We start from the raw sequence: 21,695 nt of genomic DNA, 5'->3' as shown, positions 1-21,695 counted from the left end.
TCCCGCTCAGGCCGCCCCGCTCAGGCCGCATTTCGCAGCGAATCGCCCTCTTTCGCCTGTCCGGCGCGCTCGGCGAACGCATCGCCGATCATCAGCAGGCTCGGTTCCGCGGGATCGAGCCACGCCTGCGCGTCGCCCGCCGCCATCTGCGCGAGCGTCAGGGTCAGCGTGCGCTCGCGCGCGGTGCTGCACGCCTCGACGATCGCCACGGGCGTCGCCGGCGCACGGCCTGCGTCGATCAGTTCCTGCGCGATGCCGGGCGCGCTGTCGCGGCCCATGTAGTAGACGATCGAATCGGCGCGCGCGGCTTCGCGGATCTCGTCGCTGCCCGGCGCGCGGCTGTGCGTCGCGAACGCAACGCTGCGCGACACGCCGCGCAGCGTCAGCGAACGCTTCAGCGTCGCCGCGCCGGCCAGTGCCGCGGTGATGCCCGGCACGACCTCGTAGTCGATGCCGGCTGCTTCCAGCGCGCGCATCTCCTCTTCGGCACGACCGAACAGCATCGGGTCACCGCCCTTGAGCCGCACGACGCACGCGTGCTCGCGCGCCGCATCGACGATCTGCTTGTTGATGAAGTGCTGCGCGGTCGAGCGCTGCCCGCAGCGCTTGCCGACCGCGATCCGGCGCGCGTTCGGCGCGTAGTCGAGCATCGCGGGCTCGACGAGCGCGTCGTGCAGCACGACGTCCGCCTGCGCGAGCAGCCGCGCGCCACGCACCGTGATGAGGTCCGCCGCGCCCGGCCCTGCTCCGATCAGATACACCTTGCCCATGTTTGTCGCTTCGCTTCGTCCGTGCGGACGTTTGCTTACGGCCCGCGCCGCCGTGTGGCGGCGCGGTTTGCCGCGCAGATTGACGATTACGCCGAGAACGCCCGGATCATGCCCGCGGCGACCGTGTGATGCGTCGCCTCGTCGATCAGCACGAACGCACCGGTACCCGGATGCGCGTCGTACGTGTCGCAGACGATCGGCTTCTGCAGCGTCAGCGCGACACGGCCGATGTCGTTCATCTTCAGGTCGTGACGGTCGGTCGCATGCGACAGCGTGTGCACGTCGAGCACCTGCTTGACGCCGCCGATCTTCGCGAACACCGTGCTGGTGGTCTGCTTCAGCAGGTACTTGCGCTGCGGCGACAGCGGCGTCTCGTCGAACCAGCACAGATCGGCTTCGAGCTTCTTCGCCGGTGCAACCGGCTCGCCGGAGGTGACGAACATGTCGCCGCGCGACACGTCGACGTCTTCCGCGAGGCGGATCGTCACGGTCTGGCCCGCGAACGCGTGCGCGACCGACGCGGTGCCGCCCGGCACCGGCGCGACGATCTCGGCGACCGTTGCCGTGCGGTTCGACGGCAACACGGCGATCTCGTCGCCGACCTTCACCTCGCCCGACTCGATACGGCCCATGTAGCCGCGGAAATCGTCGGCCGAGCTGCCGTCCTGGCGCGCGACCCACTGCACCGGGAAGCGCAGCGCGTCATGCGCCTGCGTCTCGACCGGCAGCGATTCGAGCACGTCGAGCAGCGGTTCGCCCGCGTACCACGGCATGCGTTCGCTCGCGCCGACGATGTTGTCGCCCTTCAGCGCCGACACCGGCACGAAGCGCACGTCGGTGAGGCCGAGCTGCTTCGCCAGCGTGACGTACGCGTCGCGGATCTCGTTGAAGCGCGCTTCGCTGTAGTCGACGAGGTCCATCTTGTTGATCGCGACGATCACGTGCTGCAGCGCGAGCAGCTTGACGATCGCGCTGTGACGCTTGGTCTGCGGCAGCAGGTCGGCGACGCCATTCTCGACCGTCACGCGTGTCGCGTCGATCAGGATGATCGCCGCGTGCGCGGTCGATGCGCCCGTCACCATGTTGCGCGTGTACTGCTCGTGGCCCGGCGTATCGGCGATGATGAACTTGCGCTTCGCGGTCGCGAAGTAGCGGTACGCGACGTCGATCGTGATGCCCTGCTCGCGCTCGGCTTCGAGACCGTCGGTCAGGAGCGCGAGGTCGAGCTCGTCGCCGACCGTGCGCTTGTTCTTCGCGCGCGACAGCGCGGACAGCTGGTCGGACAGCACGGCCTTGCTGTCGTACAGCAGGCGGCCGATCAGCGTGCTCTTGCCGTCGTCGACGCTGCCTGCGGTGATGAAGCGCAACACGCCGAGGTCTTCGGTGTTCTCGATGATGCTCATGATGTGAATGTCCTCGTGTGCTTCAGAAATAACCTTGCTTCTTGCGCTGTTCCATCGCGGCTTCGGACGCCTGGTCGTCCATCCGGGTCGCGCCGCGTTCGGTGATCTCGGTCACCGCCGTCTCGGCGATGATCTTCTCGACGTCGTCCGCGTCGCTCTCGACCGGGCACGTGCAGCTGATGTCGCCCACGGTACGGAAGCGCACCTGCGCGAGCTCGCTGGTCTCGCCGTCACGCATCGGCGTGAGCGGCGTGACCGGCACGAGCAGGCCGTTGCGGCGCACGATCTCGCGCTGGTGCGCGTAGTAGATCGACGGCAGTTCGAGGTTCTCGCGCGCGATGTACTGCCACACGTCGAGTTCCGTCCAGTTCGAGATCGGGAACACGCGCAGGTGCTCGCCGTTGTGCAGGCGGGCGTTGTACAGGCTCCACAGTTCCGGGCGCTGCGCCTTCGGGTCCCACTGGCCGAATTCGTCGCGGAACGAGAAGATCCGCTCCTTCGCGCGTGCCTTCTCTTCGTCGCGGCGCGCACCGCCGATCAGCGCCGTATAGCCGTACTGTTCGATCGTCTCGAGCAGCGTGACGGCCTGTGCGGCGTTGCGCGAATCGGTTTCGCGGCGCAGCACGACCGTGCCGCGCTTGATCGAATCCTCGACGTGACCGACGACCAGCTCGGCGCCGAGTTCTTTCGCGCGGCGGTCGCGGAAGTCGATCACTTCTTCGTAGTTGTGGCCCGTGTCGATGTGCACGAGCGGGAACGGCAGCGTCGTCTTGCGGTTCGCGCCGAGGCCGAACGCCTTCAGCGCCAGGTGCAGCACGACGACCGAATCCTTGCCGCCCGAGAACAACAGCGCCGGCTTGCTGCATTCGGCGACCAGTTCGCGCAGGATGTGGATCGACTCGGCTTCGAGCCAGTCGAGGTGGCCCATGCGGTTGTCGGCACCGGCGGGCGGGGCAAAGGCGGATTGCTCGAGCGTCGTGCTCATGATTTCAGTCCTTCTCTTCTGGGTTCGTGCCGCCCGCTGTCGCGGGCGGCGCAATATTCAGTTTCTTGTCAGGCTTTCAGTGCGTGGCGCCGGCAACGGCGTCCGCGGGAATCGGCGTGATCGTGATGTGCAGTCCGCATTCCTTCGTGTCGCGCGACTCCCACCACCAGCGGCCCGCGCGGCTGTCCTCGCCGGGGCGGATCGCCCGCGTACAGGGCTCGCAGCCGATGCTCGGATAGCCGCGCGCATGCAGCGGGTTCACCGGCACGTCAAACGCGTTAAGGTACGCCCACACGTCGCTTTCCGTCCAGTCGGCGAGCGGGTTGTACTTCGCGATCCCGCGCGCTTCGTCCTGCTCTTCCTCGTGCAGCTCGGCACGCGTGACCGACTGCTCGCGGCGCTGGCCCGTGACCCATGCCCCGACGTCGGCCAGCGCGCGATTCAGCGGCTCGACCTTGCGGATGTGGCAGCACGACTTGCGCAGCTCGACGCTTTCGTAGAACGCGTTCAGGCCGTGCTCGGCGACGTACTGGTCGACCGCGTCCTGCTGCGGGTGAAACTGCTCGATCTCGTAGCCGTAGCGCTCGCGCACGCGGTCGATCATGCCGAGCGTTTCCGCATGCAGGCGGCCCGTGTTCAGCGAGAAGATGCCGATCCGGACGCCCTTCGACAGGATCGCGTGCGTCAGCAGCATGTCTTCCGCCGCGAGACTGCTCGCGAACTTCACCTTGTCGTGACGCGCACCGATCTGCGCGAGCAGCGCGTCGAGGCGCTCGACCTTCGCGGCGAGTTCCGGGCTCAGCGCGGTGGCGGCGGCGGTGCTCATGCGCCCACCTTCGCTTCAGCCACGCCAGCCGCCGCGGCGCGGCGGCGGAACAGCGGTTCGGGCTGATCGAACGCGCCCTGATAACGCTGCGTGAATTCCGTGAACGCGTTCAGCGCGTCGTGGATGTCCTTGTCGGCGCGCACCGCGAATGCGTCGAAGCCGCAACGCGACATGTACAGCAACTGGTCGCGCAGCACGTCGCCGATCGCGCGCAGTTCGCCCGTCCAGCCGTGGCGCTCGCGCAGCAGGCGCGCGATGCTGTAGCCGCGGCCGTCCGCGAAGCGCGGGAAGTCGACGGCGACCAGCGAAATCGCGCCGAAGTCGGCCACGAGATCGGCCGGCTCGCTGTCCGGGGCGAGCCACACGCCGAGCTCGTCCTTCGTCTTCGCGGCGACGAGCGCCGCGCGCTCGGCCTGCCACAACGCGAACGGCACCAGCACCTTGCCGGCCGGCAACGCGTCGACCGCGGGCAGTGCACCGTCTTCCGCCGCGCGCACGACCTGCCATGCATCGTCGATCACTGCGCGGTTCTTGATAATCGAAGCCATCTGCTAATTCCTTCTACCCGGTTGGTTACGCGTTCACTGCCTGGCGCGCCGCATACACGCGCTCCTTGAACGGCGCGATGCCGATGCGGTCGTACGTGTCGACGAAGCGCTCGCCGTCGACGCGCGATTCGACGAACGTGTCGATCAGCTTCGCGATCACATCGGGCACTTCCTCCGCCGAGAACGACGGCCCGATCACGCGGCCGAGGCGCGCGCCGTTCCGGCCCGTGCCCTGCTCGCCGCCGAGCGACACCTGGTACCACTCGGCGCCGTCCTTGTCGACGCCGAGGATGCCGATGTTGCCGACGTGGTGGTGACCGCACGAGTTCATGCAACCGGAAATGTTCAGCGACAGGTCGCCGAGGTCGTACACGTAGTCCAGATCGTCGAAGCGCTGCTGGATCGCCAGCGCGATCGGGATCGACTTCGCGTTCGCGAGCGAGCAGAAGTCGCCGCCCGGGCACGCGATGATGTCGGTCAGCAGGCCGATGTTCGGCGTCGCGAAACCGGCCGCCTTCGCCTTTTCCCACACCTCGAACAGGTCGCGCTTCTTCACGTTCGCGAGAATCAGGTTCTGCTCGTGCGACACGCGCAGCTCGCCGAACGAGTAGGCGTCGGCCCAGTCGGCCACCAGGTCCATCTGCTGGTCGGTCGCATCGCCCGGCGCGATGCGGTGATCCTTCAGCGACAGCGTGACGGCTGCATAACCGGCCACCTTGTGCGGTGCGACGTTACGCTCGACCCAGCGCGCGAACGCCTTGTTCTCGAGCAGGTGCTGTTCGAACGATGCGTCGGTGTCGGCCAGCTTCTCGTAGACGGGCGGCTGGAAGTACTGCGACACGCGATCGACTTCCGCCTGCGTGAGCGTCGACGGGCCGTCCTTCAGGTGCTGCCACTCTTCCTCTACCTGCTGCGCGAACTTCGCGGGCGACAGCGCCTTCACGAGGATCTTGATGCGCGCCTTGTACAGGTTGTCGCGGCGGCCGTAGCGGTTGTACACGCGCAGCACGGCTTCGCAGTAGGTCAGCAGGTGCTGCCACGGCAGGTCTTCCTTGATCACCGCGCCGATGATCGGCGTACGGCCGAGGCCGCCGCCCGCGAGGATGCTCGCGACCACTTCGCCCTGCGCGTTCTTCTTCAGGTACACGCCGAGGTCGTGAATCTGCACGGCCGCGCGGTCGTCCTTCGAGCCCGACACCGCGATCTTGAACTTGCGCGGCAGCCACGCGAATTCGGGATGGAACGTCGACCACTGGCGCAGGATTTCCGACCACGGGCGCGGATCGATCTCTTCGTCCTGGGCGACGCCGGCGAACTGGTCGGCCGTGATGTTGCGGATGCAGTTGCCCGACGTCTGGATGCCGTGCATCTGCACCGACGCGAGCTTCGCGAGGATCTCGGGCGTCTCCTCGAGCTTGATCCAGTTGAACTGGATGTTCGAGCGGGTCGAGAAGTGGCCGTAGCCGCGGTCGTGTTCGCGGGCGATGCGCGCCAGCATCCGGAGCTGGTCGCTGCGCAGGTTGCCGTACGGAATCGCGATGCGGTGCATGTACGCGTGGCGCTGCATGTACAGGCCGTTCTGCAGGCGCAGCGGACGGAATTCTTCTTCGCTCAACTCGCCCGACAGCCGGCGGCGCACCTGATCGCGGTACTGCGCGACACGCTCATCGACGATCGTCTGGTCGTATTGGTCGTACTGATACATTCGGGGACCCCAGGGTTTTCGTGGTGACCGCGCGACGTCCTAGCCACGTCGCGCCCGAATCTCCGTTCCGCCGTCACCGCCCCCATCCGCTGGCGGATGGATTGCTAATGACGAAAACAGATATCCATATTTGAAAAACTCCGGTGAATCGTAATAAACTCGCCTTATATTTCAAACGACTAAAAAATTCTGTTGATATGCGGAAGGGTTATAAATGAACCTGCACCAATTTCGCTTCGTGCGCGAGGCCGTCCGGCAGAATTTCAACCTCACCGAGGCCGCCAAGGCGCTCTACACGTCGCAACCGGGGGTATCGAAGGCGATCATCGAGCTCGAGGACGAGCTCGGCGTGGAGATCTTCACGCGGCACGGCAAGCGCGTGCGCTCGCTCACCGAGCCGGGCAGGATCATCCTCGCGTCGGTCGAGCGGATTCTTCAGGAGGTTGAAAGCCTTAAAAGGGTCGGGAAAGATTACGCAGCACAGGATCAGGGCAACCTGACCATCGCCGCGACCCACACGCAGGCCCGCTACTCGCTGCCGGCCGCGATCGCCGAATTCAAGAAGCGCTTCCCGAAGGTGCACCTGTCGATCCTGCAAGGCAGCCCGACGCAGGTGGCCGAGATGGTGATCCACGACCAGGCCGATCTCGCGATCGCGACCGAGGCGATCTCCGACTACAAGGAGCTCGTGTCGCTGCCCTGCTTCCAGTGGCATCACGCGGCCGTCGTGCCGGCCGACCACCCGTTGCTCGAACGCAAGCCGGTCACGCTCGACGATCTCGCCCAGTACCCGCTGATCACGTACGACGACGCGTTCGCGGGCCGCAAGAAGATCAACCATGCGTTCGCGCTGCGCGGGCTGTCGCCGGACATCGTGCTCGAGGCGATCGATGCCGACGTGATCAAGACCTACGTCGAACTCGGTCTCGGCGTCGGGATCATGGCCGACATCGCGTTCAATCCCGAGCGCGACCGCAACCTGCGGCTGATCCCGGTCGGCCACCTGTTCGGCAGCAACGTGACGCGTGTCGCGCTCAAGCAGGGCGCCTACCTGCGCAGCTATGTGTATACGCTCGTCGAACTGCTGTCGCCGACGCTGAACCGCAAGCTGATCGAACAGGCGCTCAAGGGCGAATCCGAATCGTACGAGCTTTGACCGGCCTGTATAAACACAGGGGCGCGAATCCGAACCGCGCCCCTTTTCGTTGCCCGACGGAGAATCCCGCATGACGCTTCCCGCCCTGTTGCGCCGCGCCGCCGCCGGCGCGCTCGCGCTCGCCTGTGCCGCCGCCCATGCCGACCTGAAGGTCGGCGTCGACCTGTCGTCGACCGGCCCGGCCGCCGCGATCGGCATCACGAGCAAGAACGCCATCCTGATGTGGCCGAAGACGATCGCCGGGCAGCCCGTGCAGGTGACGGTACTCGACGATGCATCCGACCCGGGCACCGCGGTGCGCAACATCCGCAAGCTGGTCGACGAGGATCACGTCGACGTCGTGGTCGGGCCGAACATCACGCCGGCCGCGCTCGCGGCGCTCGACGCGGTCGCGGCCGGGCAGACGCCGATGATCACGCTGGTCGGTTCCGGCGCGATCGTCGAGCCGCAGGAAGGCGCGCGGACCTGGGCGTTCAAGATGGCGCAGAGCGACCGCGCGATGGCCGACGTGATGACGCGCTACATGGCGAACCACGGCGTGAAGACGGTCGGCTTCATCGGCTTCGCGGACAGCTACGGCGACAGCTGGCTCAACGAGTTCACGCGCTTCGCGGACCTGCGCAAGATCCGCGTCGTCGCGACCGAGCGCTACAACCGCACCGACGCGAGCGTCACGGGCCAGGCATTGAAGCTGATCGCGGCGAAACCCGACGCGATCCTGATCGCGGGCTCGGGCACGCCGGCCGTGCTGCCGCAGCGCACGCTGATCGAGCGCGGCTACAAGGGCCCGGTCTACCAGACGCACGGGATCGCGACGCCGGAATTCATCAAGCTCGGCGGCAAGGACGTCGACGGGACGCTGTTCCCGACCCAGCCGGTGGTCGTCGCGCGCACGCTGCCGGCCGATCATCCGGCCCGCAAGGCCGCGCTCGCGTTCGTCGACGCGTACGAGGCGAAATACGGCGCCGGCACGGTCACGCAGTTCGCGGGCGACGCGGCGGGCGTCTACCCGCGCCTCGCCGATGCGGTCGGCCGCGCGCTGAAGGCCGCTCAGCCCGGCACGCCCGCGTTCCGTGCGGCGCTGCGGCGCGAACTGGAACGCGCGCACGAGCTCGTCGTGCCGAACGGCGTCGTCAATACCAGCGACAAGGATCATGTGGGGCTCGATCAGCGCGCGAGCGTGATGGGGATCGTCAAGCAGGGCCGGTTCGTCTACCTGAGCCAGTAACGTGCGCGACCGGCACCGGGGCAGCTTGCCCGGCGTCGGGATTTCAGACATAATCCGCGTTTCGCCGCGCACAATCGCATGCGCGGCCAGGATCAAGCCCAGGTGGTGAAATTGGTAGACGCAGGGGACTCAAAATCCCCCGCCGCAAGGCGTGCCGGTTCGATTCCGGCCCTGGGCACCAGTATTTCGCAGCGTCGTGCGCTGCATCTGTCGAAACCCGCGCAAGCTCGCCGCTTCGCGGGTTTTTTGTTTTTTGCCGCACGCGCCGCAACGCGCGCCCCCGCGCAACAGTCCAAGCATCATGAGGATGCGCGGCACGGAGGCACGCCATGTCCATGCGCACGATTTCATCCCCGCTCCGCCGCCGCGTGCTCGCCGTGGCGCTCGTGCTCGTGCTGGGCGGATGCGACGTCCTGACCGCGCCGCCGGTGCCTGACTGGCCGGGCCCGCACGCACCGTATCCGTTCCCGGACAACATCCCGCATCGCACCGAATGAAGCGCCTGCCGGCCTGCCGCCTGCCGTGCCTCGCGCTCAGGCCATCAGTTCGCGAACGAAGTCGAGAAACACCCTCACCTTCGCCGAGACGAGGTTTGACGCGTGGTGATACGCGTAAAGCGGGAACGTCTCGTCCGCCCATTCCGGCAACAGCAGCACCAGCCGCCCTTCAGCCAGGATGTCCCGCGCATAGAGTTCCAGTAATTGCGCAATCCCCACGCCGCCCAGGCACGCACCGAGCAGCATGCCCGTATCGTTGACCATCAGCCGGCCGGCGGCATCGAACGGCACCACTTCCTTGCCGCGATGGAATTCCCATTCGAATGGCCGCCCCGTCACCGGGTCGCGGATCAGCACGCAACGGTGCCCGTCCGCGAGGTCCCGCGGATGCCGCGGTTCGCCATGACGCGCGACATAGGCTGTCGACGCGCAGGTGAGCACGCGCGTTTCCAGCAGCAGCCGCGCACGATACGACGACGGTTCCGGAATGCCGAATCGCACGGCCACGTCGAACCCGTCTGCGACGAGGTCGCCCATCCGGTCGCGCACGCTGATCTCGACGGACAGGTCGGGGAAGCGGTCGAGAAACTCCGCCATCTTCGGTGCCAGCACGTAGTGACCGAAGGTCGCGTCGACATTGACGCGCAGCCGCCCCCTGACACGCGCCTTCGACTGGCCGGCGTCGATCGCCGCCTCCTCGATGCCGGCCAGCAGCGGCGCGACCGCCTCATAGAAACGCCGGCCCTCGTCGGTCAGCGTGATCGCGCGCGCCGTGCGGTTGAAGATCCGGATGCCGACGCGCTCTTCCAGCCGGGCAACGGCACGGCTCACCGCCGGCTGCGTCAGCCCCATCGCCTCGCCGGCGCGCGCGAAGGTGCCCGCCTCGATCACCGCCGAGAGCACGCCGATCCCGCTCAAAAGCCTGCTGTCGAATGCCATAAGACATACTTTCAGTCATTCTTGATCTTCCGATTATTCATTATTTTTATTGACCGAGGAAGCCTACATTAGTCCTGTCGCCGGATCGCACGGCACTCACAAACCAAGGAGCAGGACATGAGCACATCGCAACAGGTCGCCCTCGTCACGGGTTCGTCGCGCGGCATCGGCGCGGAAATCGCGCGCCAGCTCGCCCGGGACGGCTTCCGGGTCATCGTCAACTATGCAGGGAGCGCCGGCCCGGCCCGCGAAGTGGTCGACGCGATCGTCGCCGACGGCGGCCATGCCGTCGCGGTGCAGGCGAACGTCGCCGACCCGGCGGCCGTGGCCGCGCTGTTCGACGCCGCGCAAGAGGCATTCGGCAGCGTGGATGTCGTGGTCAATTCCGCGGGCGTGATGAAGCTGGCGACCATCGCCGACTGCGACGATGCACTCTTCGACGAAACGATCGCCATCAACGTGAAAGGCACCTTCAACGTATGCCGCGAAGCGGCCAGGCGGGTGCGCGACGGCGGACGCATCATCAACCTGTCGACCAGCGTGATCGGCATGCGCATGCCGACTTACGGCGTGTACGTCGCCAGCAAGGCGGCAGTCGAAAGCCTGACTCAGGTGCTCGCGCAGGAAATGCGCGGGCGCGGCATTCGCGTGAATGCCGTCGCGCCGGGACCGGTCGCAACCGAGTTGTTCCTGCAGGGCAAGAGCCCCGAACTCGTCGAGCGGCTCGCGAAGCTGAACCCGCTCGAGCGGCTCGGCCAGCCCGACGACATCGCGCGCGTCGTCGCATTCCTCGCCGGCCCCGACGGCGCGTGGGTCAACGGCCAGATCCTGCGCGCCAACGGCGGCATGTGCTGACGGGCCGCCTGCCTCGCCCCTCGCTTACCGGAGAAAGATCATGAAGGAAGTCATTCTCGTCACGGGTGCGTCCAGCGGCTTCGGCCTGCTGACGGCCCAGGCGCTCGCCCGCGCCGGCCATACCGTCTACGCGTCGATGCGCGAAAGCAGCGGCCGCAACGCGCCGCGCGTCGCCGCCATTGCGGCCTACGCGCAGGCGCACGGGGTCGACCTGCGCACCGTCGAGCTCGACGTCGGCGACGACGCGTCCGTCGCTGCCGCCATCGATCGCGTGATCGCGGACAACGGCCGCCTGGACGTCATCGTCCACAATGCCGGCCACATGGTGTTCGGTCCGGCCGAAGCGTTCACGCCCGAGCAGATCGCCCAGCTCTACGACATCAACGTCGTATCGACCCAGCGCGTCAACCGCGCGGCGCTGCCGCACCTGCGCCGTCAGGGCCGCGGCCTGCTCGTCTGGGTGTCGTCGTCCTCCGCACGCGGCGGCACGCCGCCGTTCCTCGCCCCTTACTTTGCCGCGAAGGCCGCGATGGATTCGCTCGCGGTGTCCTATGCCGCCGAACTCGCCCGCTGGGGTATCGAGACGTCGATCGTCGTGCCGGGCGCCTTCACCCATGGCACGAATCACTTCGCCCATGCGGGCAAGCCGGCCGATGCGGCCGTGCAGGCCGCGTACGACGACGGCCCCTATGCGGGCGTCGCCGGGCAGGCGCTGCAGGGCCTCGCCGCGCTCGAACCGGCAGACGCCGATGCCGGCACCGTCGCGACGGCGATTGCCGACATCGTCGCCGCGCCCGCCGGCAAGCGTCCGTACCGCGTATTCGTCGATCCGTCGCAGGACGGCGCGGAGGAGGTGTTCCGCGTCGGCGATCGCGTGCGCCGCGAGATGTTCAGGAACATCGGCCTCGCCGACCTGCTGGCCGCCCGCGTCGGCAGTTGATCCGATGCGCGCCCGGCGCCGGGCACGCCGGCGCGCATCAGCGCGGCTCGCAGAACCCGAGGATCGCTTCCGCAACGGCCGCCGGCGCCTCGCGCTGCGGAAAGTGGCCGACACCGTCCAGCACCTGCCGCGCGTAGCGGCCCATGAAGAAGCGCTCACGCCCGGCCGAGCTGTCCGGATGATTGCAGGTATCCGCGCCGCCGTGCAGCACCAGCGTCGGCAATGCCAGCACCGGCGCGGGATTCAAGCGCGCTTCGTCACCGGCGTGGGCCGGCGCGCCCGGCGCGAATCCCCACCGATGCCGATACGAGTGCAGGACGACATCGATCCAGTCGGGCCCGTCGAACGCGGCTGCCGCCGCCTCGAAATCGCCGTCGCGATACCAGCCCGGTGGCGACCACGTGTCCCACATCAAACGGGCAAACGCGCGGCGATCGTCGCGCAACGCCTGCTCGCCGCGCGGCGTCGCCATGAACCAGTGATACCAGTAATTGCGCGCCTGCTGCAGCGACAGCGGCTGCCCGGGGTCGTTGGTGCCGTATCCGACCGACAGCATCACGAGATGCGATGCGGCGTCATCGCGCAGCCCGCACGCGTTCGCGGCCGCCCGGGCGCCCCAGTCGTGCCCGACCAGCACGGGTCGCTCGAGGCCGAGCGCATCGACGAAGTCGAGCACATCGCGACCGAGCGCCGCGAGCTGGCCGCTGCGCGGCACGGATGCGTCACGAAAGCGCGTCGGCGCAAAGCCGCGCAGCGCAGGCGCAAGCACGCGGTAGCCGCGCGCGGCAAGCGTCGCCGCCACGGCGCCCCAGCCGATCGGGCTGTCCGGCCAGCCGTGCAGCAGTACCGCCACGCGCTCGCCGCGCGGGTTCCATTCGAGATAGGCAATATCGAGCGACGCGGTCGTCGCATGCGCGTAGGTCGTCATCGTGCACTCCGTTGGGTCGATCCGAGTGGACGATGGTAGGCCGGTCGTTCATCACGATTCGCGGAGTATCATTGTTCACTCTTCGCATATTGTGTTGAATCGAACCATGGAACCGCTGACCGATCCCGCGTCGAGCGCGCTCGACATCACGCTGCTGCGCACCTTCCTCGAAGTCGTCGACAGCCGCGGGTTCGCGCCGGCCGCGGAACGGCTTGCGTTGACACCGTCCGCCGTCAGCGGCCACATCAAGCGGCTCGAACAGGCGGCCGGCACGGTGCTGCTCGCGCGCACCACGCGCCGCATCGCGCTCACGCCGGCCGGCGACACGCTGTACGCGTACGCGCGCAACATCGTCGACATGGAGCGCGAAGTGCGCGCGAGGCTGCGCGGCGCGCCGGCGCACGGGCCGCTGCGGGTCGGCGCGTCGGAGGATTTCGCGGGCGCGTGGCTGCCGCATGTGCTGCGCACGTTTCGCGACCGCCATCCGCGCACGTCGATCGAACTGAAGGTCGGCATCACCGCGTCGCTGCTGCGCGAGCAGACGCTCGGCCGGCTCGACGTCGTGTTCGGCAAGCAGTGCCGGCAGGTCGACACGCCGGGCGAACTGCTGTGGGAAGAGCCGCTCGTGTGGGCGTTCGCGTCGGATCGCACGCTCGATGCCGGCGGCGACGTGCCGCTCGCGCTGTTTCCGCAGCCGTGCGTTTATCGCGAAGCCGCCGTCGCGGCACTCGCCGCCGCGCTGCGCCCGTTTCGCGTGCTGTTCGAGAGCGGCAGCATGGCCGGCTGCGTGTCGGCCGCGCTCGCCGGCTTCGCGGTCACCGCGCTGGCGCGCAGCCAGCTGCGCGACGGCTTGCGCGAATGCGGGCCGCAAGACGGCCTGCCGGCGTTGCCGGCCGCGCGCTTTTACGCGTTCGCGTCGAAGCCCGACGGCGCCGGCGCCGCGCTGATCGACGCGGTGCGGGCCACCGGGCGCACGCGGCAGTTCTCCGCACACGCCGACTGAACGCGCGCCGGTCGCAATGGATGTCGAATGCCGCCGGCGCGCCCCCGCCGATCGCGGTCGGCGCGTGCGGGCGCGGCGCCCCTTTCGGTCGCCGGTCTTCAGTCGCCGGTCGCGGTCGCGCCCGTGCCATTCAGCGCATCCGCCATCAACTCCGCGAACCATTCGATGAACGCGTTGAGCCGTCTCGACCGGTGCCGGCGATGCGGATACACGGCCGACACGTCCATCGGCGCGGCACGGTGGCCGGGCATCACGTCGACGAGTGCGCCGCTGTCGAGCAGATGCTCGACGTCGAAGCGCGGAATCTGGATCAGCCCCATCCCGGCGATGCAGCTGGCGATATAGGTTTCGGCGTTGTTGACGATCACGCGGCTCGGCAGCGTGAGGGTGTACCGCTGGCCGTCCGAACAGTATTCCCAGTCGAGTTCACGCCCGGTCGTCGGCGACGCATAGCCGATCGCCCAGTGTCCGTGCGCGAGCGCATCCGGATGCTCGGGCACGCCGCATTCGCGCAGGTAGTCGGGGCTCGCGCAGTTGATCAGCGTGAACTGCCCGAGCGGCCGCACGACGAGACTGCTGTCCGCGAGCCGCCCGACGCGGATCGCGCAGTCGACGCCCTCCTGCACCAGGTCGATCGACCGATCCGTCGAGCCGAGCGACAGTTGCAGCTTCGGGTAACGGCGAAACAGCGACGGCAGCGCGGGCGCCACCATGCGGCGCGCGATCCGGCTCGGCACGTCGACGTTCAGCCGGCCGATCACGTCGCGGTCGCGGCGGCGGAACAAGCGGTCGAGTTCGTCGGCTTCCGCGAGCAGGCGCCGGCCGCGTTCGAGCAGCAACGCGCCGTCGGCCGTCAGCTGCACCTGGCGCGTCGTGCGATGCAGGAGGCGCGTGCCGAGCCCCGTCTCGAGCTGCTGGACGGCCGCCGACACGGTCGCGCGCGGCACGTCGAGCGCGTGCGCGGCCTTGATGAAGCTGCCCATCTCGGCAACCTGCAGGAAGATTCTGACCTGATCCAGCTTGTCCATCGGCAGGGAACGTAGGTTCGGAAACGCGTCGCCGCCGGCTGTCGCGCGTCGCGGCAAGGTTCGGCGGCACAGAAAAACGGGCGCGCAGCCGCAAGGCCGCACGCCCGTCCATTGTCCACGCAAACGCGCCATTGCGGTGCACGCCGCACCCCGCGACGTCCGCCGAAGCGGCGCGTTGCCCGGCCGGTTACTTGGCCGGTTACTTGGTCGCTTATTTGGTCGTATAGCCGCCGTTGATCAGGATCGTCTGGCCCGTGATCCACCAGCCGTCGGTGACGAGATGGCGAATGAACGGCACGACGTCCTCGATGTCGGTCAGCCCCGTCTTGCTGAACGGCGACAGCGCGGCCGCCGTCTTGTGATACGCGACCGCATCGGCGCCCTCGGCCGGATAGAAGAACGGCGTGTCCATCGGACCCGGCCCGACGGCCGTCACCGAGATCCCGCGCGCGCCGTATTCCTTCGACGCCGCACGCGTGAAATGCTCGACCGGCGCCTTCGATCCTTCGTACGCCGCATAGAACGGCGTGAACGCGCCGAGCAGCGACGTCACGAGCGTGACGAGCTTGCCGTGATCCTCGAGGTGCCGCCCCGCTTCCTTGATGAAGAAAAACGCCGACTTGCTGTTGACCGCGAACATCTCGTCGTACTCGGCCTCGCTGATCTCGGTGAACGGCTTCTTCAGCACCTTGCCGACCGTGTTGATCGCGATGTCGATCTTGCCGAAGCGCTGTTTCGCGTCGTCGAACAGCTTCTCGACCGCGGCGGCCGTCGTCAGGTCGCCCTGGAACGTGGCAGCCTCCGCGCCGGCCGCGCGCACCGCGGCGGCCGTCTCCTCGGCCTGTGCCTGCGATGCGGCGCTGTTGTAGTGAATCGCCACTGCCTTCGCGCCGTGGCTCGCCAAATCCCGGGCGATCAGGCCGCCGAGATTCTTTGCGCCGCCTGCGATCAGGACGACCTTGTCTGCGAGCGTATGAATTGCCACGGTGGACTCCTTTTCTCGATGAACGAATCCTGGAGTGTAGGCATGCGCGACGCACCGGTCAGCAGGCCACGGCTGGATGGATTATCCAGAAAATCTGTCCAATCGCCGCAACGTAATGTGGCCTGCCGCACCGACAGGATTTCCGGAATCGCCGATCGATGCCGCGGATGCCGGCCGGCTCAGCGCGCGTACAGCGTCGCGTCGATCTTGCCGAGCAGCCATTGCATGCCGGCCAGATGCTGCTGGTCGTGGCTGCACAGGTAGTGGACGAGCCCGCGCACGGTCAGCGAGCCGTAACCGTCGAACTCCCCGGTGCGTGCGAGCTGCTCGGGCGTGAGGCGCGACACGAGGTCGAGCGTCTCGCGCCGTGCTTCGCGGATCGCCGCGAGCACGTCGGACGCATACGCGTCGTTGTAGCGGCGCTCGATCGCGAGCGCGTCGCCATCGATCGACACGAGCAGCGGCCGGTCTTCGTCGAGCATCCGCCGCAGCCGCACGTGATAACCGTCGGTCTCGATGTCGCGCACGTGGCAGAGCTGTCCGAGCGGCGAGAAGTGCTCGCTCGGGATTCCGGCCCAGTCGCCGGGCGTCCAGCGCGCGTAGCCGTCGGGGACGGCCGCGAAATGCGCTTCGAGCTGACGGGGAAAATCGGCGAGTGCGTCGAGCGTCGTCGGATTCATGCGGGACTCCCTGTCGAATGGAAGCGACGGCAGCCCTGGCACGGGCCTGCCGCCGCCGTTGCGTCACGTCACTTCACGCTGAAGCCGTACGCGCCCTGCGTGCGGTGCCCGTCGGGCGCGACGGCCACCCATTTCACCGTATAGGCGCCCGTGCCGGCCGCCGTGAGCGGCACCGTCATCCGCTTGCGGTTTGACGCGTCGACGCGCGCACGGCCGTCCGACACCGTCTTGCCGTTGCCGTCGACGACGACGATCGAGCTGAACGCCGGCTCCAGCGGCTCGGTGAAATCGATCGTGACGGCTGCCGGTGCGGCGGCCACCGCCGCGCCCGCCGCCGGGTCGCTCTTCGCGAGATGCGCGTGCGCGAACGCAACCGACGAGACGGTTGCGGCGAGGATGACGGCGGCAGCCTTGCGGCCGAACGGGAACGAAGCGAAAGGCATGGACTTTCCGTGAAGAGTGAACGGGCGCCGCGCCCCGCGCGGCGTACCGGCAGCTTACCAGCGCATGCGGGTTCACGCCGGCCGCGCGCCGCCGCTTGATAGAATGCGCGCGCTATGGATCTCGAAAGCATTCTCTACACCCAGGGCTTCGGCTCGCGCCGCCAGTGCCGCGGCCTGATTGAAGCGGGCCGCGTCAGCGTGGCGGGCGCGTGCGCGACCGACCCCGACGCCGCGTTCGATACCGACGGCCTTGTGTTCTCGGTCGACGATACGGCGTGGCCGTTCCACGCGCGCGCATATCTCGCGCTCAACAAGCCGGCCGGCTACGAGTGTTCGCGCGACCCCCAACACCACGCGAGCGTGTTCAGCCTGTTGCCCGCGCCGCTCGTCGCGCGCGGCGTGCAGTGCGTCGGACGTCTCGACCAGGACACGACGGGCCTGCTGCTGCTGTCGGACGACGGCCAGTTCGTGCACGCGTACACGTCGCCGAAGCGCAAGGTGCCGAAAACCTACGTGGCGACCGTGCGCCACCCGCTCGACGACGCGCAGCTGAATGCGCTGCGCACCGGCGTGCAGCTGCACGGCGAGCCGAAGCCGATCGCGGCGGTCGCCGCCGACGCGCGCGCACCGCATGCGCTCGCGCTGACCGTCCTCGAAGGCAAGTATCACCAGGTCAAGCGCATGGTCGCGGCGGCGAGCAATCGCGTCGAAGCGCTGCATCGCGAAAGCATCGGCGGCTTCGCGCTGCCGGGCGATCTCGCGCCGGGTGCGTGGCGCTGGCTCGATGACGCCGACCTTTCAGCGCTGCGCAATCCCGTCGAAACCCTGTAAGGGAAAATCCGCACGACCGTTCGGTGCCCGGCCGCGTCTCGGCCGCATGTTCCCCCGCTATACTGAAATCACAAGCTGCACGAGCAGCGATGCAGGGGGAGATACCATGAACGTCAACCATACTTTCGAACTGTCGTACATGATGATCGCGTTCGCGGTCGTCGGTGTCATCGTGATCGGCGGCCTGCTGGCCATGATGCACGCGAAGCACAAATATCATCCGAACCTGATTGGCGCGCTGATCGGCGCGCTGCTGTGCTTCCTGCTGATCGAGGCATTACCGGCGCTGACCTGATGCGCTGCCCGGCGCGAGCGTTTGAAGGAAATCGTCTACGGTCGGATACCGCAACGTCACGCACAATTCGGCCTTGAGCCGTGCGTTGGACAGGCGCCGCGACTCGCGCATGAACGACAGCAGGGTCGGCTCGAGCTGGCGCTCGGCGTCCGCGCGGCTGACGCGTGGCGGCCTCGGCAGGCCGAGCGCCTGCGCGACCCGGTCGAAATATTCCCCCATCCGCAGTTCGCTGTCGTCCGACGCGTGCACGGCGCGCGCCGGCTTGCCGCGTTCGGCCGCGCGGCGCAGGATCGCCGCGAGATCGTCCGCGTGGATGTGGTTCGTGTAGACGTCGTCGGCCGGTTCGAGTGCCGGCGTGCCGCGCTCGAGCCGTGCGACCGGCAGGCGGTTCGCCGCGTAGATGCCCGGAATGCGCACGATGCGCGCGGACAGCACGCCGCGCACCGTCGCCGCGCGAAGTTGCCGCTCGGCCGACACGCGTCGGAACGCGCGCGGATTCGCGGGGCGCAAGGGCTGCGTCTCGTCGATGCGCGCGCCACCGCAGTCGCCGTATACGCCCGTCGTGCTCGCATAGACGAGCCTCGGCGCGCGAAGGCCGTCGGGTACAATACGCGCTCCCCGAACGGGTGCGCCGACCTGCCGTGCAGCGGTGCGCAGCGTTCGGAGCCGGCCGACCGCCGGTGCCGGCGGAGTCGATGGACGATGCGCAGGCACGGTCGTTGCGGCGATCAGCGCACGCGTGCGCCGGTCGTCGCGGCCGTCGGATTGCGGCGGCGCGAGATGCAGGATCGTGCGGGCCAGGCCCGCGAGGCGGCCGAGCGTCGCCCGGCGATCGAGGTCGCCGACGATCGGCGTCGCGCCCGCGGCACGCAGTTCGTCGCGGCGGGCCGGGTGGCTCGTCAGCGCGAAGATCCGCAGGTTGCGGTGCGTGTCGCGCCATTGCGCCACGCAGCGCATGCCGACGTCGCCGCAGCCGACGATCAGTGCGCGCGGCCGGCGCAGGATTCGAGTCGCGATCATGTTGGTTGCGAAATCAGTAGCCACCGTTGCGCGACGCGCAACGGGCTTGCATTGTAGCTGCCGTGCCCGACATGCACGGTCCCCACATTTTGTTCTAGTTTGGTTCTATGGCATTCAACGTCACTCTCAAGCAAAGCGGCCGGCAATTCCAGGTCGAGTCGGACGAAACCGTGCTGGCGGCTGCGCTGCGCCAGAACGTCCATCTGCCGTACGGCTGCAAGAACGGCGCGTGCGGCTCCTGCAAGGGCCAGATCGTGTCGGGCCAGATCGAACAGGGCCCGCACGCCGCGTCGGCGCTGTCCAACGACGAGCGCACGCGCGGCCTCGCGCTGCTGTGCTGCTCGAAGGCGCAGTGCGATCTCGAAATCGACGTGCGCGAAATCGCCGGCGTCGACGGCGTGCAGGTCAAGAAGCTGCCGTGCCGGATCGCCGCGCTCGAACGCAAGGCCGACGACGTGATGGTCGTGAAGCTGCAGCTGCCCGCCAACGAACGCCTGCAGTATCTCGCGGGCCAGTACGTCGAGTTCATCCTGAAAGACGGCTCGCGCCGCAGCTACTCGATGGCGAACGCGCCGCACGAGGAAGGCCCGATCGAGCTGCACATCCGCCACATGCCGGGCGGCAAGTTCACCGACCACGTGTTCGGCGCAATGAAGGAGCGCGACATCCTGCGCTTCGAAGGCCCGCTCGGCACGTTCTTCCTGCGCGAGGATTCCGACAAGCCGATCGTGCTGCTCGCATCGGGCACGGGCTTCGCACCGATCAAGGCGATCATCGAGCACGTGAAGCACACGGGCATCACGCGCCCGATGACGCTCTACTGGGGCGCGCGCCGCAAGAAGGACATCTACCTCGACGAGCTCGCCGAGCAGTGGGCACGCGAGATCCCGAACTTCAAGTACGTGCCGGTGCTGTCCGAGCCGGACGCCGGCGACCAGTGGACGGGCCGCACCGGCTTCGTCCATCGCGCGGTGATCGAGGATCTGCCCGACCTGTCGGGCTACCAGGTGTACGCGTGCGGCGCGCCGGTGATGGTCGAATCCGCGCAACGCGACTTCACGCAGCATCACGCGCTGCCGGCTGACGAGTTCTACGCCGACTCGTTCACGAGCGCCGCCGATCTCGCGCATCCGGTCTGACACCCGCGCATCCGCGTCCCGCGTCGCGCACCGCGATGTCACATCCGTGGCATCGCGGCGGTTTACAGTGAGGCGCGGGATGCCTTATGCTTGCGCACATGAACTGCTACCTGTCCGCCCTTCGACGTCGCCGCTCGCCGCTCCGCCCGGATGCCGCAGGCTCGTCACGGACTCGCGCGTAACCCTCACACCGCTTCACCGGTTACGCACAAGCTGTTCGACCCACCAGCCACGGCCTTCCGTGGCTTTTTTATTGCCTGTTTCCCTTTCAACGCCCGCTGGAGTCTGCTGCCATGCCCCTGAACGATTATCCGATCGACTCGCTGATGTACATCACGAACCGCCCCGACATCGTGTTTACGCACGGCAAGGGTTCGTGGCTCTACGATCACACGGGCAAGCGCTACCTGGACTTCATCCAGGGCTGGGCCGTCAACAGCCTCGGCCACTGCAACGACGGCATCGTCGAGGCGCTGAAGACGCAGGCGGAAAAGCTGCTGAACCCGTCGCCCGCGTTCTACAACGAACCGATGGCGAAGCTCGCGGGCCTGCTCACGCAGCACAGCGTGTTCGACAAGGTGTTCTTCACGAACAGCGGCGCGGAGGCAAACGAAGGCGCGATCAAGCTCGCGCGCAAGTGGGGCCGCAAGTTCAAGAACGGCGCCTACGAGATCATCACGTTCGACCACAGCTTCCACGGCCGCACGCTCGCGACGATGTCGGCCAGCGGCAAGCCGGGCTGGGACACGATCTACGCACCGCAGGTGCCGGGCTTCCCGAAGGCCGAGCTGAACGACATCAACTCGGTCGAGAGGCTGATCACCGACAAGACCGTCGCGGTGATGCTCGAGCCGATCCAGGGTGAAGGCGGCGTGATTCCGGCGACGCGCGAATTCATGCAGGCGCTGCGCGCGCTGACGAAACAGCACAACCTGTTGCTGATCGTCGACGAGGTGCAAAGCGGCTGCGGCCGCGCGGGCACGCTGTTCGCATACGAGCTGTCCGGCATCGAGCCGGACGTCATGACGCTCGCGAAAGGCATCGGCGGCGGCGCCCCGCTCGGCGCGCTGCTGTCGAAGGCCGAGGTCGCGGTGTTCGAGGCCGGCGACCAGGGCGGCACGTACAACGGCAACCCGCTGATGACGGCGGTCGGCTATTCGGTGATCTCGCAGCTCGTCGCGCCCGGCTTCCTCGAAGGCGTGCGCGCGCGCAGCGAATACCTGAAGCGCAAGCTGCTCGAACTGTCGGAAGAGCGCGGTTTCGAAGGCGAACGCGGCGAAGGCCTGCTGCGCGCGCTGCTGCTCGGCAAGGACATCGGCCCGCAGATCGTCGAGAAGGCACGCGACATGCAGCCCGACGGCCTGCTGCTGAACGCCGCGCGGCCGAACCTGCTGCGCTTCATGCCCGCACTGAACGTGACGACTGAAGAGATCGACCAGATGATGGCGATGCTGCGGTCGGTTCTCGACACGCTCTGAGGAGAGCCCGCCG

Annotated in this window: 23 protein-coding genes and 1 tRNA gene; 11 read left to right on the top strand and 13 right to left on the bottom strand. The window is 67.8% G+C overall.

What is annotated here, in order from left to right; all coding sequences use genetic code 11:
• Positions 1-20: 20 nt before the first annotated feature.
• The 6 genes from cobA to VK92_RS30565 all read right to left on the bottom strand — a co-directional run bounded on the left by cobA (position 21) and on the right by VK92_RS30565 (position 6,237).
• Positions 21-770 (bottom strand): uroporphyrinogen-III C-methyltransferase, encoded by a 750-nt coding sequence (gene cobA, locus VK92_RS30590; RefSeq protein ID WP_048022585.1) that lies wholly within the window; start codon positions 768-770, stop codon positions 21-23.
• An 86-nt stretch (positions 771-856) separates the two neighbouring features.
• Complete coding sequence (locus tag VK92_RS30585) at positions 857-2,173, bottom strand: sulfate adenylyltransferase subunit 1 (RefSeq protein ID WP_021160781.1); 1,317 nt, start codon at positions 2,171-2,173, stop codon at positions 857-859.
• 22 nt (positions 2,174-2,195) lie between these two features.
• The gene (gene cysD, locus VK92_RS30580) at positions 2,196-3,158 is read right to left on the bottom strand and encodes a sulfate adenylyltransferase subunit CysD (RefSeq protein WP_021160780.1); all 963 of its coding nucleotides are present in this window, start codon (positions 3,156-3,158) and stop codon (positions 2,196-2,198) included.
• A gap of 76 nt (positions 3,159-3,234) precedes the next feature.
• Complete coding sequence (locus VK92_RS30575; protein ID WP_048022586.1) at positions 3,235-3,984, bottom strand: phosphoadenylyl-sulfate reductase; 750 nt, start codon at positions 3,982-3,984, stop codon at positions 3,235-3,237.
• Positions 3,981-4,532, bottom strand: a complete 552-nt coding sequence (locus VK92_RS30570; protein ID WP_021160778.1) for a DUF934 domain-containing protein — start codon at positions 4,530-4,532, stop codon at positions 3,981-3,983. Before VK92_RS30570 ends, VK92_RS30575 begins: the two co-directional genes overlap by 4 nt.
• Before the next feature lie 25 nt (positions 4,533-4,557).
• A complete protein-coding gene (locus VK92_RS30565) occupies positions 4,558-6,237 on the bottom strand; it encodes a nitrite/sulfite reductase (RefSeq protein ID WP_021160777.1) in 1,680 nt (559 codons plus the stop codon).
• Positions 6,238-6,451: 214 nt separating this feature from the next.
• Between VK92_RS30565 and VK92_RS30560 the strand changes: the two genes are divergently transcribed.
• From VK92_RS30560 to VK92_RS42630, 4 genes are all read left to right on the top strand, one after another.
• Positions 6,452-7,393, top strand: coding sequence for a CysB family HTH-type transcriptional regulator (locus tag VK92_RS30560; protein ID WP_014896306.1), 942 nt, complete (start codon positions 6,452-6,454; stop codon positions 7,391-7,393).
• 70 nt (positions 7,394-7,463) lie between these two features.
• Positions 7,464-8,621 carry an ABC transporter substrate-binding protein gene (locus VK92_RS30555; protein WP_021160776.1) on the top strand — a complete coding sequence of 386 codons (1,158 nt, stop codon included), beginning with the start codon at positions 7,464-7,466 and terminating at the stop codon, positions 8,619-8,621.
• A gap of 96 nt (positions 8,622-8,717) precedes the next feature.
• Positions 8,718-8,802 (top strand) — tRNA-Leu (locus VK92_RS30550).
• 148 nt (positions 8,803-8,950) lie between these two features.
• Entirely contained in the window at positions 8,951-9,118 is a 168-nt protein-coding gene (locus VK92_RS42630; protein WP_021160775.1) for a hypothetical protein, read from the top strand.
• 36 nt (positions 9,119-9,154) lie between these two features.
• Here VK92_RS42630 and VK92_RS30545 read toward each other — a convergent pair whose 3' ends face one another.
• Positions 9,155-10,057 carry a LysR family transcriptional regulator gene (locus VK92_RS30545; RefSeq protein WP_048022587.1) on the bottom strand — a complete coding sequence of 301 codons (903 nt, stop codon included), beginning with the start codon at positions 10,055-10,057 and terminating at the stop codon, positions 9,155-9,157.
• A 117-nt stretch (positions 10,058-10,174) separates the two neighbouring features.
• On the opposite strand from VK92_RS30545, the gene VK92_RS30540 reads away from it, so the two are divergent.
• Together VK92_RS30540 and VK92_RS30535 are read left to right on the top strand one after the other, a co-directional pair.
• Positions 10,175-10,912, top strand: a complete 738-nt coding sequence (locus VK92_RS30540; protein ID WP_048022588.1) for an SDR family oxidoreductase — start codon at positions 10,175-10,177, stop codon at positions 10,910-10,912.
• A 40-nt stretch (positions 10,913-10,952) separates the two neighbouring features.
• Complete coding sequence (locus VK92_RS30535) at positions 10,953-11,852, top strand: SDR family oxidoreductase (RefSeq protein WP_048022589.1); 900 nt, start codon at positions 10,953-10,955, stop codon at positions 11,850-11,852.
• A gap of 37 nt (positions 11,853-11,889) precedes the next feature.
• Here the strand turns inward: VK92_RS30535 and VK92_RS30530 are convergent, their stop codons facing one another.
• Positions 11,890-12,780: an alpha/beta fold hydrolase gene (locus VK92_RS30530; RefSeq protein ID WP_048022590.1), complete on the bottom strand. Its 891-nt coding sequence runs from the start codon at positions 12,778-12,780 to the stop codon at positions 11,890-11,892.
• A 106-nt stretch (positions 12,781-12,886) separates the two neighbouring features.
• Between VK92_RS30530 and VK92_RS30525 the strand changes: the two genes are divergently transcribed.
• Positions 12,887-13,783 (top strand): LysR family transcriptional regulator, encoded by an 897-nt coding sequence (locus VK92_RS30525; RefSeq protein ID WP_048022591.1) that lies wholly within the window; start codon positions 12,887-12,889, stop codon positions 13,781-13,783.
• A gap of 98 nt (positions 13,784-13,881) precedes the next feature.
• On the opposite strand, the gene VK92_RS30520 is transcribed toward VK92_RS30525, so the two are convergent.
• The 4 genes from VK92_RS30520 to copC form a co-directional block, all read right to left on the bottom strand.
• The gene (locus VK92_RS30520; RefSeq protein ID WP_048022592.1) at positions 13,882-14,811 is read right to left on the bottom strand and encodes a LysR family transcriptional regulator; all 930 of its coding nucleotides are present in this window, start codon (positions 14,809-14,811) and stop codon (positions 13,882-13,884) included.
• Positions 14,812-15,022: 211 nt separating this feature from the next.
• The gene (locus tag VK92_RS30515) at positions 15,023-15,796 is read right to left on the bottom strand and encodes an SDR family oxidoreductase (protein ID WP_021160770.1); all 774 of its coding nucleotides are present in this window, start codon (positions 15,794-15,796) and stop codon (positions 15,023-15,025) included.
• 179 nt (positions 15,797-15,975) lie between these two features.
• Entirely contained in the window at positions 15,976-16,476 is a 501-nt protein-coding gene (locus VK92_RS30510; protein WP_048022593.1) for a DinB family protein, read from the bottom strand.
• 68 nt (positions 16,477-16,544) lie between these two features.
• Positions 16,545-16,919, bottom strand: a complete 375-nt coding sequence (copC, locus tag VK92_RS30505; RefSeq protein WP_048022594.1) for a copper homeostasis periplasmic binding protein CopC — start codon at positions 16,917-16,919, stop codon at positions 16,545-16,547.
• A 114-nt stretch (positions 16,920-17,033) separates the two neighbouring features.
• On the opposite strand from copC, the gene VK92_RS30500 reads away from it, so the two are divergent.
• Together VK92_RS30500 and VK92_RS30495 are read left to right on the top strand one after the other, a co-directional pair.
• Positions 17,034-17,750: a pseudouridine synthase gene (locus VK92_RS30500; RefSeq protein WP_048022595.1), complete on the top strand. Its 717-nt coding sequence runs from the start codon at positions 17,034-17,036 to the stop codon at positions 17,748-17,750.
• 106 nt (positions 17,751-17,856) lie between these two features.
• Positions 17,857-18,045, top strand: a complete 189-nt coding sequence (locus VK92_RS30495; RefSeq protein ID WP_021160766.1) for a hypothetical protein — start codon at positions 17,857-17,859, stop codon at positions 18,043-18,045.
• Here VK92_RS30495 and VK92_RS30490 read toward each other — a convergent pair.
• Complete coding sequence (locus VK92_RS30490) at positions 18,028-19,065, bottom strand: NAD-dependent epimerase/dehydratase family protein (RefSeq protein WP_048022596.1); 1,038 nt, start codon at positions 19,063-19,065, stop codon at positions 18,028-18,030. The genes VK92_RS30495 and VK92_RS30490 overlap by 18 nt on opposite strands.
• Positions 19,066-19,172: 107 nt before the next feature.
• Here VK92_RS30490 and VK92_RS30485 point away from each other — a divergent pair, with 107 nt between their 5' ends.
• Together VK92_RS30485 and VK92_RS30480 are read left to right on the top strand one after the other, a co-directional pair.
• Positions 19,173-20,204: a CDP-6-deoxy-delta-3,4-glucoseen reductase gene (locus VK92_RS30485; RefSeq protein ID WP_021160764.1), complete on the top strand. Its 1,032-nt coding sequence runs from the start codon at positions 19,173-19,175 to the stop codon at positions 20,202-20,204.
• A 293-nt stretch (positions 20,205-20,497) separates the two neighbouring features.
• The gene (locus VK92_RS30480) at positions 20,498-21,682 is read left to right on the top strand and encodes an acetylornithine transaminase (RefSeq protein WP_027786679.1); all 1,185 of its coding nucleotides are present in this window, start codon (positions 20,498-20,500) and stop codon (positions 21,680-21,682) included.
• Positions 21,683-21,695: the final 13 nt, after the last annotated feature.

The sequence above is a fragment of the Burkholderia sp. LK4 genome, assembly GCF_001043615.1.
Taxonomy (GTDB): Bacteria; Pseudomonadota; Gammaproteobacteria; order Burkholderiales; family Burkholderiaceae; genus Burkholderia; species Burkholderia cepacia.
Note: the sequence above shows the minus strand (reverse complement) of the source record. Positions and strands in the feature narration are given on the sequence as shown.